This is a genomic window from Collinsella sp. AF08-23 (assembly GCF_003479805.1).
Lineage (GTDB): Bacteria > Actinomycetota > Coriobacteriia > Coriobacteriales > Coriobacteriaceae > Collinsella.
The window spans coordinates 62348-75036 of sequence record NZ_QUHV01000001.1 but is presented as its reverse complement, the minus strand read 5'-3'; the positions used below and the strand labels follow the sequence as shown (position 1 = coordinate 75036).

Genomic DNA, 12689 nt, shown 5'->3' with positions numbered 1-12689 from the left:
CCCATGCGGGGCCGAGCGGGCTTGCGCGCCCGGCCCCGGTTTCCCACCGCCGTTAGGGAAACATGACGGTATGGGAGCCGATTACATCTTCTCGAGCGCGTCCTCGACGGCGCCGCGCACGCTGGCGACCTTCATACCGAAGATAATCTGAACGTCGTTGCCCTTGCGCACGATGCCGCTGTTCTCCATGCGGTTGATGAAGTCCTCGTTCACGAGGCTCTCGTCGGCGACGCTCACGCGCAGACGGGTGAAACAGTTCTCGACGGACTGGATGTTTTCCTTGCCGCCCAGGCCCTTGATGAGGTCGAGGATGGCATCGTCGCCGGCGGTGTCGACAGCGGCCGCCGGAGCTGCGGCGTCGGGGGCGGCCACGGCGGAGGCGTCGTCCTCATTGCCCTCGCGGCCCGGGGTGTGCAGCTTGAGCTTCTTGATGAGAACGGTGAAGATGACGAAGTACAGGGCGGCATTGACCACGCCGAGCACAAGCATCATGGGCCAGTTGGTCTTCTCGACACCCAGCACCAGGTTGGACACCACGATGTTGATGATGCCACCCGCGGTGGAAGCCGGGATGTTGAGGACCTGCAGAAGCACGAGGCTGATGCCGGACAGGATGGAGTGGACCACGAACAGGACGGGAGCCGAGAACACGAACAGGAAGTCGATGGGCTCGGTGATGCAGGTGAGGACCGCGGTGATCATGAGCGGGATGATGACGGCGCGGGTCTTGTCCTTGTTCTGCTTATAGGCGGTCACGATGAACGCGGCGCCGATGCCCAGGTACGGCCACAGGTTGTTGAAGGTGTAGCTGTTGAAGTAGGTGCTGGGAGAGAAGGGCACGCCCTCCATGGCCATCTCGGCAACGCGTATGGGGTAGGCACCGGCGATGACGGTCTCACCCAAGGCGAGGGTGCCGCCCACATCGGAGAACTGGAACGGGGTGTAGATGAGGTGATGCAGGCCGAGAGGAACAAGCAGCTTGTTGAGCATGCCGTACACGAACAGGCCGATGCTGCCGCTCTCCTGGATCATGCCAGCGAGCGACGCGATGGCGCCCTGAACGGGCGGCCACACCACGCAAGCACCGGCACCCAGAACAAGGGAGATCACGATCATGATGAGGAAGGGGAAACGCACGCCCGAGAACATGGACAGGGCCACGGGGAACTGCTTGCCACCGAACTTGTTGAACACCCAGCCGGCAAGGCAACCGAGCACGATGCCGCCGAACACGCCCATGTCGAGGACCTGGATGCCGAGGACGGAGGACTGGCCGGTGCCCACGAGACCGAGTTGCGTGGGCTCGGCGAGCATGCCCATCGCCTCGAGCACGATGTTGTTGGCGTTCAGGAACAGGAAGAACGACATGAGGCCGATGAGAGTGGCATGGCCCTTGTCCTTCTTGGCCATGGCGCCCGCAATGCCCGCGCAGAACAGCACGGCCAGATTGTTCACGATGAACATAAGACTGTTGTAGATCACCTTGCCGCTGACGGCGAACACGGGAAGCTGCAGGAACGGAACGGCAGCCACGATGGTCTGGTTGGTGAGGAGGATGCCCAAGATCAGCACGGTACCCGCCACGGAAAGATACATCAACGGCTGCACGATGGACTTGGAAAACACCTCCAACGCGCTCTTCAGATTTGCCATTACCCAAAACTCCTTTCTTCTTGCCCGCGCTCTACTCGGCGGCGGATGGGGCCGCTGGCGCATCGGCGCGTGCGGCATTGACGAGATTCATGATGTGGTACACCAGGTAACCCTTCTCGGCATCCGCGACCGCGCACCCGTAGGTGCTCGCCACGTGCTCGCCAATGCGCTCGGTGCACTCGAACGCGGCGGGATACTGGTCTTTACCCAAATGGAACAGGAAGGTGTCCTCCGACTGCACGACGCTCTTGTCGAGCACGCGCTGGGCGAAGAACTGCAAGTGGCGCAGGAAGCGCTCGTATTGGATGGACTCCTCGTCGTACACGAGGTCGAATGCCTCGGCCACGATACCCAAAATCTCATTGATCATGCTGATGGAAAGCATGAGGTGGTCGGCGCGCTGCTGCATGGTGGCGTTCACGATGTGAAGCGTTATGAAGCCCACCTCGCCCTCGGATACGCGAATGCCCAGGCGGTCCTCGATGATGTCCTGCGCGCGGAGGGCTAGGGCGAACTCCTTCTTATAGAACCGGCGAGTCTCCATAAGAAGGGGATTGTCGCAGGGAACCTCGGCGCGCTCACGCTCGATGGCCATGGAGATATGGTCGGTCAGCGCGATGAGGACATTGTCGTCGACATCGCTTCCCAGCTCCGCGCGGAGCATGGCGACAATATCCTCGGCAACGGAGAGATACTCGCTGGGAATGCCCTTGATGAGACGCTCGAGGCGGTTGAGCGAATCGGGATCGTCGAGGGTGAATACCTTCTCAACGGCGGATGTGTCAAGCTCGTCGCCGCGCGAGCGGCCGAACGTGATGCCGCGGCCGATGGCGATGCGCTCGACGCCCTCGTCCTCGACCATGGCTACATTGTTGTTGTAAATGCGCTTGATGACCATAACCGCTCCCGCGTGTATCCCGTGCCCGTCTTGGCGATACGCCTAGGCGAAGTTCAGCACGCGCTCACCGAAGGCGACGGAGCCCGGCTCGCACGTAGCAACGGTAAGCCCGGCGGGAACCTCGGCGGCGATCACCATCGTGGTGTCATCGTAGCCCGCGGCGGCAATCTTGTCGCGGTCGAACGTCACGAGCAGCTGGCCCTGCTCGACGTAGTCGCCCTGGGCGACGTGGGCGGTGAAGCCCTCGCCCTTCATGTCGACCGTGTCGATACCGATATGCAGCATGACACCAACGCCGCTCTCGTTCTTGATGGCGAGCGCATGGCCCGTGGGGAACAGCGCCTCGACCGTGCCCGAGAAGGGCGCGACGAGCTCGCCGGAGACGGGCTTGATGCCAATGCCGTCGCCCATGGCCTTGCTGGAGAATACCGGGTCGGCGACCTCGGCGATATCCATGGCGGTGCCGGGAACCGGGCACAGCGCCGAGATTCCAGTTGCAGCTGCCGGCGCGTCCTCGGTGGAGGGTTGCTCCGCGACAGCGTTCTCGTTATGGGAAGCGGTTTTTTCCGCGGCCTGCCTGCCGCCAAAGAGATTGGAAAGGAAACCCATGGTTCTCACTCCTTCGCCGCGTCGCGGCATAAAAATAACCCCACCAAACAGACTGCCGGCATGGCCGCGAGCAGTCCAAGAGTTTGGTGAGGCCCAAGAGTGGTTCGAGGTAACCTTCCGCATTTCTTGTTTGCAGGCGAGAGTATAAAAACCAGAAGGCCCCATCGTCAAGTTGATGGAGCCTTCTTTTTCTTGTGAACGGTCTGATTTTCCCGGCGAGCGGCATGGGCTACTTGGCTGAAGGGTCGGCCCCAACGGAAGCATCCCCGTCGGGGGCACACGGCTTGCTGACGCCCTCGTCTGCAACGGCTGCCTGCGCGAACGCAGCCGCCTCGGCGGCGATCTCCTCGTCGCTCTGGCGCGGCTTGGCGCGACGGGCGCGCTCGGCCTCGACAACAGCGGGGTCGGCACCGTTGGCGGCTGCCTCGTTGCGCGCCTCCTTGGCGGCAGCGATATCGCCCTCGCGCTCCAGATACGCATCCCACTCGTTGTTGAGCAGGGCATCGACGGCCTCGCCCTCAACGGTCTCGCGCTCAAGCAGAACCTTGGCCATAAGGTCAAGTTGATCGCGGCGGGCAGAGAGGATCTCGGCTGCGCGTTCATGCGCCTCACGCATGATGCGCTGGACCTCGGTATCGATGCGACGAGCCGTCTCCTCGGAGTAATCCTGATGGTCGGCGTAGTCGCGGCCGAGGAACACCTGATGCTGGGCCTCGCCGAACACCTGCGTGCCCAGCTCCTCGCTCATGCCCAAGCGCGTGACCATCTCGCGAGCCAGCTTGGTGGCGCGCTCAAGGTCGTTGCTCGCGCCAGACGTGATGTCCGTGCACATGAGCTCCTCTGCCACGCGACCGCCCAGGAACACGGCGAGCTCGTCGAGCATCTCGCGACGCGTCTTAAGGAAATGGTCCTCGGCCGGCAGCTGCATGGTGTAGCCGAGCGCTTGGCCGCGGCTGATGATCGAGATCTTGTGCACCGGGTCGGCGTTGTCCAAAACGTGGCCCACCAGTGCGTGACCGCTCTCGTGGTAGGCGATGGTCGTACGTTCGGCCTCGCTCATCACGCGGCTCTTACGCTGCGGACCCGCCATGACGCGTTCCATGGACTCCTCGATCTCGTCCATCGAGATGAGCGAGCGGTTGCGGCGGGCGGTGAGCAGAGCCGCCTCGTTGAGCAGGTTCGCCAAGTCGGCACCGGCAAATCCAACCGTGAGCTGCGCGAGCTTCTCAAAACTCACGTCCGTGTCGAGCGGCTTGTTCGCCGCGTGCACGCGCAGGATCTGCTCGCGGCCGCGTACGTCGGGGCGGTCGACCGTGATCTGGCGGTCAAAGCGGCCCGGACGCAGCAGCGCCGGATCGAGCACATCGGGGCGGTTGGTAGCGGCGATGAGGATCACGCTCTCGCTCTCCTCGAAACCGTCCATCTCGACGAGCAACTGGTTGAGCGTCTGTTCGCGCTCGTCGTGACCTCCGCCCAGGCCCGCGCCGCGCTGACGACCCACGGCGTCGATCTCATCGATGAAGATGATCGCCGGAGCCTGCTCTTTGGCGTTCTTAAAGAGGTCGCGCACGCGCGAGGCACCCACACCCACGAACATCTCGACGAACTCGGAGCCGGAGATGGTGAAGAACGGCACGCCCGCCTCGCCTGCGACTGCCTTGGCAAGCAGGGTCTTACCCGTGCCGGGAGGACCAACCAATAGCACGCCGCGCGGAATCTTGGCGCCCAATTTACGGAAGCGCTCGGGGTCGGCGAGGAAGTCACGGACCTCCTCGAGCTCCTCTACTGCCTCATCGATGCCCGCAACGTCCTTGAACTTGACCTTGGGACGCGTTGCCGGAGTCGTCTTGGCGTTCGTCTTGCCAAACTGCATGGCCTTGTTGTTGGCGCCCATCATCTGGCGCATGAAGTACATCATCGCGATGATGATCACGGCGGTGGGCAGAATTGCCAGCAGCAGGTTCATCAATGCATCGGGATCCTCGGTATCCACCTTGTACGTGGTCTTGGGATGCTCGGCCATGAGCTCGGCCAGCGAATCGGAGCCCACATAGGTGGAGGTGAACGTTTCCAAGTTCTTCTTGGACCGGCTCTCGCCCTCGGGCCAATACGTGCCGCTCACCGTACCGTCGATCACCGTATAAGTTGCCTCGTCAACGCGACCTGCCTCCACGGCGGCAACAAAATCACTGGTAGCGAGCTCCGTGGGCTTATCACCCTGACGAAGACCGCCACCGAGATTCCAAAACGTGTAACCAAGCAGAATGCAGGCGAAGGCAAAGTAGATCCATCCCGTGCGCGAGGGACCTCCCGCCCCTTCGGGTCCACCAAAGGGCCCGAAGCCATTGCCGCCCCGGTTACCACCATCGTCCGTAGGACCCACTCCCTGCGGGGGCGTTGGCCCGCCATTTCCATTGCCGGACCCGCCTCCCTCAGCAAGGAGGGCGACGGGTCCCCGTGCGTAATCGTCTGTGCGATCGGTCATGCTATGCGTAAACCTCCGGTTTGAGAACGCCCACATAAGGCAGATTGCGGTAATGCTCGGCATAATCCAAGCCATAGCCCACCACAAAGGCATCGGGGCAGTGCGTGCCCACGTACTTGGGATCGATGGCCGCCTGCTTGCCCTCGACGTCCTTCCACAGGAAGGTGCAGACCTCGAGCGAAGCGGGACCACGGCTGGCGAGGTTCGCCATGAGATACTTGAGCGTTAGGCCGGAATCGAGAATGTCCTCGACGATGAGAACGTCGCGACCCTTGATGTCGATGTCGAGGTCCTTGATGATGCGCACGATGCCCGAGGACTTGGCGCCGTCGCCGTAGCTCGACACGGCCATGAAGTCGATGGAGAGCGGAGCGTCGATGGCGCGCATGAGGTCGCCCATGAAGACGACCGCGCCGCGCAGGACGGCGATCAGCACAAGGTCCTTGCCCTGGTAATCCTCGGAGATCTGCGCACCCAGGCGCTTGACCATGGCGGCGATGTCCTCCTCCGAGAACAGGACCTTCTCAACATCGGGATGAATCGTTTCCATGGATACCCTTTCATGGCGCGTATGCAGATAATTGCAGCATACCCGTTTGGGAGTTACTGCACGTCCGCAACGGGACGAAATGTCAATTTTACCAAGACTTTGCTGGTGGCGGTGCATTTAAAGCGATCGTCCAAACGAACTGGTGCCACCCACACGATCGCACCGCCGGGGGAAGTCCGCACCACGGGCGTGTACGCGCGCTCGGAACGTGGAATTTGCGCCTCATTAAGGAGATCCGAAAGCTTCTTGCTGCGCCCGCACATGCCAAAGGGGCAGAGCATGTCGCCCGGCGCCGGGACATCCACCCACAGGCGCAGCCCGTCTCGACTCGGCACGGACGAGCCCGCAACGCCCCAACGCTGGTCCTCCGCCAAGCGCGGGAGATCGTGCGCCGCATAGCCGAGCGCCGCCGCGTCGATCAGCACCGATGCGGGCGCGTCGCTTGTCGCCGAGAGCGCGTCCCCACGTGCGGACGACACCTCCCGCGCCAAGGCGACGCCGTCGGTGCCGGCGGGAAGCTCCACCAACTCCGCCTCGACCACGCCACCTGCCGCCGTGCGCAACTGCCCGGGAATCGCAAGCCAGCCTGCAGTGGCGCGTTCGCGCTCCTCGGGCGTTCGCAGGGCGAGCGTGCCGAACTCGATGCGCGCATCGATTCCCGCCGGAAGGGTCACGGAGCCCTCCGCGCGAGCCACGCAGGCAAGGACCGCCTCCACATGGCGCATCTCCAAACGCGCCTCGGTATCGAGCTCGCGTACGGCCAGGCGCACGATGCGTCGCGCGATGGCAACCTCCGCCGCCGCGAGACGCGCGGCGTCGAGCACGATGAGCCCCGCAGCCCGACGGCGCTCGCAACCGCGCAGGGCAGTCGCGGCGAGCTGAGACATGAACGCGTCCTCGTCGCCCAAGATGTCGCACGCCGCGCTCACGCTGCGCTCCACGTTCGGATTGCGTTCCTGCGCAACGGGCATGAGGCGGTGACGCACGTAGCTGCGTAGATACCTCGTGTCTTGGTTGCTCGCGTCCTCGCGCCACGGCTGGCCGGCGACCTCCAAATAGCGCACCAGCTCCTCATGCGTTCGGTCGAGCAGGGGGCGCACGATGATGTTTCGCCGGCGCGGGATGCTCGAGAGCCCAGCCGCGCCGGAGCCTTTGATGGCATTCATGAAAAACGTCTCGGCTCGATCGCTCGAGGTGTGAGCCGTGAGAATCCGCGCGGCGGAGCGAGGGGTTCCCGCTTTTCGCGAGAGCTCCCCTACATACCGGCGCGCTGCGGCATAGCGAACCTCGCGTGCGGCACCCTCGAGGTTTTGCCCGCCCAGATCGGCAAAGCTCGCGTGCTCGACGCAAAGCGGCACCCCCAGCTGTTCGCAGAGGGCGCGCACGAACTGCTCGTCGCCATCGGACGCCTCTCCCCGCAGATGATGATTCACGTGAAGCACATGGAGGCGCTCGCGAGCGATGCGCGTGCGGCCCCTACCGTCGTCCATATCGAGCGTTCCCGTGCATGCTAGGAGCAACAGCGCCGTTGAGTCCGCACCGCCTGATACCATGAGGACAACGGGGGCGCGCAGCTCGAGCGCCCGAGCGGCGGGCGCCGTGGCGCGTCGCGTGCCATACCGTTGGGAAACTGTGGGCATGTCCCACCCCTTCTGCCATATCCACCTGTACACATTGTATCTGCGAGGAGCCTGTAACGCCATGAAGCAACCAGTCGCAACGCCGTTCCCGCGTCCCCTTCACCTTCACATCCTCGGAAGCGGGTCGCAGGGCAACTGCGCCCTCATCGAAGGGCCTCAAGGGCTCATCATGATCGATGACGGCTTTTCCCGCCGGGAGGTGCTCACCCGCATGCACGACCTCGACCTGAACGAGGACGACGTGCGTGCGCTTATCCTCACGCACGAGCACAGCGACCATGTGAGCGGCGTGTCCGTGTGGGTCAAGCGCTTCGACGGGCCTCTGTTCGCGAGCTCGGGCACGGCGGAAGCGCGCAAATACCTCGCCTGCCTGCCTTTTGAGACGTTCATGCCGGGCGAGGTCCTCGAAGTCGCCGGAGTGCGCGTTGAGACCTTCCCCACCTCGCACGACGTCGTCAATCCGGTGGGTTTTAGATTCTCCTGCAATGGAGACTCGATCGGCTATGCCACCGATACCGGCACCCTGCCGCCTGGCGCCATGCGCCTGCTTGCCGATGTGCGCATCCTCGCGCTTGAGAGCAACCACGACGTGCCGATGCTCCGCACCGGCTCCTACCCGCGCTACCTGCAGGACCGCATCATCTCCGAGCGCGGGCACCTATCCAACGCGCAAGCCGCCGAGGCGCTACCGCAGCTGATCACCAGCCGAACCGAGCACGTGGTCGCCATGCACATCTCGCAGGAGAATAACCGCCCGAGCCTCGCCGTGCGCGCACTGGCCGAAGCCGTAGGGGCACAGCTGGACGACGAGCTGGGCTCGAGCGCCACACTCGACCGAGGCAGCGAAAAGCCGGCGCTCCGCATCCGAAGCGCCGGCCAAAACCGTCCGATATCAATCTTCTAACGCGCTGCCACGTTAGTCGATGGAGATCTTCGTGACGTTCTTCTTCTCGACGAACTTGGGCACGTTAACCGTGAGGACGCCGTCGGCAAACGTGGCGGACAGGCCCTCGCTCGCCGCGTCCTTGAGATAAACGCCGCGCGTGGCGCTATAGGAAGTGAACTCGCGCTGGAGGTAGTTCTTGCCCTTGTCCTCCTCCTTCTCCTCAACGTTGACGGAGATGGACAGACGGCCCTCGTTGAGCTCAACGTCCAGATCGTCCTTGGTGACACCGGTGAGATACGCCTTGACCTCGTAGGCGTCGCCCTTGTCCTCAACGTCGATGGGGAACGCTTTCGCGGCAAGCGCCGTGCGCGGGATGTCCATCATGTCGTCGAAGATGTCGAACAGCGAGTTGGTGGAAACGGGGAGGACGCCATAACCCTGACGATACGGAACCATTGCCATAATCGATCACTCCTTCGTGATGCGCGCGGGGCGGGGTGTCTCGCGCCTTTGCGCGTGCCCTTTGGGGCGCGCGTCTTTGTTTGACAATCCGGTTATGCCCGCATCGCCGCCTATTATTCACAGACGCACAAGTTTTTTAAGCGTCATATTGTCATCATATCTAAGTGTACTTGACTTAGATATCTTTTCTCGATGCTTCGGTGGGGTTCGCGGGCGCTCCGTCCGCTGCCCCCTCTCAATTCAATGCCGCAAATCGGTAGACGTGCTCGCCTGTTCGGCCTCGCGTAGCTTGGAGCGGTACGCAGCCGCGATCACGTCCACGCATCCCTGGCGCCCAAGCTTGGCGCGGTTAACCACGATATCCTTGCCATCGGTCATCTTCCATTTGCCCGCAGAGTAGCGCTTGTAGAACGCCTCGCGCGCATGCTGGCGCTCGCGCACGAGCTTGGCGCCGGCGCGCTTGTCCAGCCCGCGCTTGCCGCGCACGATCTCAACGCGTGCATCGAACGGCGCCGTCACCAGCACCGCGATGTGGTTGGGGTTGTTGCGCAGCAGGTAATCGGATAGGCGGCCCTCGATGATGCAGCTACGCGTAGCCGCCAAGTCCACGATCACCTGGCTCATCGACTTGAAGAGCTTGTCCGAGAGCGTGCGCGAATCTGCGCGGTCGGGCAGAAACGCCATGAACTCCGCGGCCATGCGCTCGTCGTACTCGGCAACCTTGTCGAGCGCCTCACCCGCGCGCGTGGCGGAGCGCACGAGCAGCTCGTTGTCATAGAGCGGGATGCCCAACTCGACGGAAAGCATCTTGCCGATCTCGTGGCCCTCCGCGCCGTAGTCGCGCGCAATGGTGATGACCACGGGCTGATCGGCGCGCGCCTCCTGCTCGGCAGCGAGCCTACGCTCGAAACGATTCTTTAGGTAACCCATTCCTTCTCCTTACGAGAGAACCGATTAAAGCTCAAGGCGCATCCGGGCGCCCCAGATTGGCGTGCAGGGAAAGACGCTCGCCCGCTGCGAGGCGCCAGGCCCGTGCGAAAACGGTCAACTGAACGCCAAGGTGGGGTGCCCGGGCGCGCCGACTATGCCGCGATGGCCTTACGCTGGTACCGGCGGACCAGCAGCGAGATGCCAAAGTTAAGCGCAAAATACAGCGCGAACACGAAACCGTATAGCATGAGCACCTGATCGAGTGCGATCGCGTGCGCCATGACCACATTGGTGGTGTACATGAACTCCGCCACGTTGATGCCCGAGAGGTACGAACTGTCCTTAATCACCGTGGTGCACTGACCGAACAGCGCCGGCGTGATGGTCCGGAACGTTTGCGGCAGGATGATATAGCGCATGGTGGCAAAGAAGCCAAAGCCCTGGCTGCGCGCCGCCTCGAACTGTCCGGCGGGGATGGCGTTCAGGCCCGCGCGCACGATCTCGGCCATGACGGCGCTCGTAAACAGGGTGAACGCGAGCGTCGAGATGAAGATGTCAATGCCCTGCACCGTGAAGTAGATGAACAGGATCCACAGCAGGTTGGGCGTACAGCGGAACAGCTCGATGTAGGCGCTCACCAGCCAACGGAACGGACGGGGCGCGTAGCTCTTGATGAGCGCGAGCACCGTGCCCAGGATGACCGAGCAAATGATGGACAGCACCGAGATCTCGACGGTCTTGACGAAGCCACCCAAGATGTAGATGAGATTGGTCGCGTTGAAGATCTCCATCGCCTACGCCTCCTTTCCGGTAGCCGGGGCGGGCACGGCAGCGGCATCCGTAGCGCCGGCGACGTCCGTCACGCCGGGGATGACCTTGGCGCGCGGGCGCTGCTTGCTGCGGCGCTCGAGCCACTGGCCGAGCATGGCCAAAGGAAAGCAGATGATGAAGTACATGAAGCAGCAGACGATGTATCCCTGCAGGTACCCGTAGAGACTCACGAAGTTGTCAGAGCGGTACATGAGGTCGCCGCCAGCGACCAGCGCAAGCACCGAGGTGTTCTTGACCAGGTTGAGTGCTTGGTTGCACAGGGGCGGCAGGATGATCTTGAACGTCTGCGGCAGCACGATGTACGCGTACGTCTGGACGCGGGAGAAGCCCTGACTCTGCGCCGCCTCCATCTGGCCGCGCGGGACGGCCTCGATGCCGGTGCGGATGACCTCAGCCACGTAGGCAGCGTGGTACAGGCCCACACCGAGGGCACCGAGCGCGAACGGGGCGATGCGCACGGGCTGCGCCGCGCCGGTGATGGCCTGCAGGAACTGCGGGCCGGCCATGTACATGAACAGCACCTGCACGGGCAGGGGCGTGTTCTGGTAGAACTCAACGTATACGCGGGAGATGCCGCGCAGGATGCGCGAGCGCGTGGTGGACAGGACGCCGAGCAGTGTGCCCAGCAGCAGGGCGAGGGCGAGGCCCGCGGCGACGACGCGCAAGGTCACGCCAAAGCCCTCCCAAAACGGTCCCATGTTGGCGAACGTCAGCGTCCAGCGCTGGGGATCAAGTAGTCCTTCGAGCATTTACACCAACCCCCACTTCTCGATCTCCTCGTCGAGCCAGCCGCTCGCCGCGCAGTCCTGCACGCACTGGTCGACCACGGCGGACAGGTCGCTGCCCTTCTTCGTGGCAATGCCGTACTGCTGCTCGCCAAACTTCACCTCGGGCTCGAGCAGCTCGACCGTCTCGTTCATGTAGCCGGCAAGCGTGGAGCGGTCCATGGCGAAGCAGTCGATGTTGCCCGCGTCGAGCGAGCTCTTGATGATGGGGTAACCGGAAAACGCCAGGAACTCCGGAGTCGCGTCGATATCCTCGTCCACGAGCATCTGCTCGATGAGGCTCTGCGTGGTGGCGCCCTGGCTCACGCCGATGATCTTTCCATCGAGGCCGGCGATGCGGGCGAAGCCGCTGCGCTTCTTGACCATAAGGCCCACGTAGTCGGTGCGGTACGCGGTGGAGAAGTCCCAGCTCTCGCGACGCTCGGGCGTGATGGTGTAGGTGGCGCACACCACGTCGAGCTGGTCGTTGTCGATGAGCGGACCACGGGTCTTGGGCGTGACGTCGGTGAACGCCACGAGCCCGCGCTCGCGCGCCTCCTCGTAGCTCACGCCAAAGATGGCGGCGGCGACCTGGTAGCACAGGTCGATCTCCATGCCCTCGTAGGCCTGGGCGGCGGGGTCGTAGTAACCGTAGCCTGGCACGTCCTTCTTAACGCCGGCGTTCAGCTGCCCGCGCGCCTTAATGGCGGAGAGCCTGGATCCGGGCGTGGCGACGGACGAGGAGCCGGCGCTGGCTCCGTCCGCACCGCAGCCCGTCAGCGCGCCGGCTCCGGCGAGCATTGCCGCGGCAGCGACGCCGCGCAGAAGCGAACGACGGCTCAAGCTGGGCTCGGTTCCGCATCGAGTACCCGTGCAGGAGACGCCGCGGCCATTGGCGACGAGCCCATCGCCGGCGCCGGGGGCGAATGGCAGGCGGTCGCGCCACCCGTACGTCATCATGTCCTTCATACACATCCCCTC

12 protein-coding genes are annotated in these 12689 nt (G+C 63.5%); 1 reads left to right on the top strand and 11 read right to left on the bottom strand.

Features of this window, described 5'->3' with window-relative positions:
• Positions 1–81: 81 nt before the first annotated feature.
• The 6 genes from DWV48_RS00270 to tilS all read right to left on the bottom strand — a co-directional run bounded on the left by DWV48_RS00270 (position 82) and on the right by tilS (position 7835).
• On the bottom strand, positions 82–1653 hold the full coding sequence (locus tag DWV48_RS00270; RefSeq protein WP_118652281.1) for a PTS transporter subunit EIIC: 1572 nt from the start codon (positions 1651–1653) through the stop codon (positions 82–84).
• A gap of 31 nt (positions 1654–1684) precedes the next feature.
• Complete coding sequence (locus DWV48_RS00265; protein WP_118652278.1) at positions 1685–2551, bottom strand: PRD domain-containing protein; 867 nt, start codon at positions 2549–2551, stop codon at positions 1685–1687.
• Positions 2552–2593: 42 nt separating this feature from the next.
• Positions 2594–3160, bottom strand: a complete 567-nt coding sequence (locus DWV48_RS00260) for a PTS glucose transporter subunit IIA (RefSeq protein ID WP_158574779.1) — start codon at positions 3158–3160, stop codon at positions 2594–2596.
• 229 nt (positions 3161–3389) lie between these two features.
• Entirely contained in the window at positions 3390–5645 is a 2256-nt protein-coding gene (ftsH, locus tag DWV48_RS00255) for an ATP-dependent zinc metalloprotease FtsH (protein ID WP_118652272.1), read from the bottom strand.
• A gap of 1 nt (position 5646) precedes the next feature.
• The gene (gene hpt / locus DWV48_RS00250) at positions 5647–6195 is read right to left on the bottom strand and encodes a hypoxanthine phosphoribosyltransferase (protein WP_118652269.1); all 549 of its coding nucleotides are present in this window, start codon (positions 6193–6195) and stop codon (positions 5647–5649) included.
• 53 nt (positions 6196–6248) lie between these two features.
• Entirely contained in the window at positions 6249–7835 is a 1587-nt protein-coding gene (tilS, locus tag DWV48_RS00245; RefSeq protein ID WP_118652266.1) for a tRNA lysidine(34) synthetase TilS, read from the bottom strand.
• 61 nt (positions 7836–7896) lie between these two features.
• On the opposite strand from tilS, the gene DWV48_RS00240 reads away from it, so the two are divergent.
• On the top strand, positions 7897–8739 hold the full coding sequence (locus DWV48_RS00240) for an MBL fold metallo-hydrolase (protein WP_118652263.1): 843 nt from the start codon (positions 7897–7899) through the stop codon (positions 8737–8739).
• A 12-nt stretch (positions 8740–8751) separates the two neighbouring features.
• Here the strand turns inward: DWV48_RS00240 and DWV48_RS00235 are convergent, their stop codons facing one another.
• The 5 genes from DWV48_RS00235 to DWV48_RS00215 form a co-directional block, all read right to left on the bottom strand.
• The gene (locus DWV48_RS00235) at positions 8752–9183 is read right to left on the bottom strand and encodes an Hsp20/alpha crystallin family protein (protein ID WP_118652260.1); all 432 of its coding nucleotides are present in this window, start codon (positions 9181–9183) and stop codon (positions 8752–8754) included.
• 240 nt (positions 9184–9423) lie between these two features.
• Positions 9424–10113 (bottom strand): AAA family ATPase, encoded by a 690-nt coding sequence (locus DWV48_RS00230; RefSeq protein ID WP_118652257.1) that lies wholly within the window; start codon positions 10111–10113, stop codon positions 9424–9426.
• A gap of 152 nt (positions 10114–10265) precedes the next feature.
• Positions 10266–10904 (bottom strand): amino acid ABC transporter permease, encoded by a 639-nt coding sequence (locus tag DWV48_RS00225; protein ID WP_118652254.1) that lies wholly within the window; start codon positions 10902–10904, stop codon positions 10266–10268.
• A gap of 3 nt (positions 10905–10907) precedes the next feature.
• Positions 10908–11693 (bottom strand): amino acid ABC transporter permease, encoded by a 786-nt coding sequence (locus DWV48_RS00220; protein ID WP_118652251.1) that lies wholly within the window; start codon positions 11691–11693, stop codon positions 10908–10910.
• On the bottom strand, positions 11694–12677 hold the full coding sequence (locus tag DWV48_RS00215; protein ID WP_233545980.1) for a transporter substrate-binding domain-containing protein: 984 nt from the start codon (positions 12675–12677) through the stop codon (positions 11694–11696). It abuts the gene before it with no gap.
• Positions 12678–12689 lie beyond the last annotated feature (12 nt).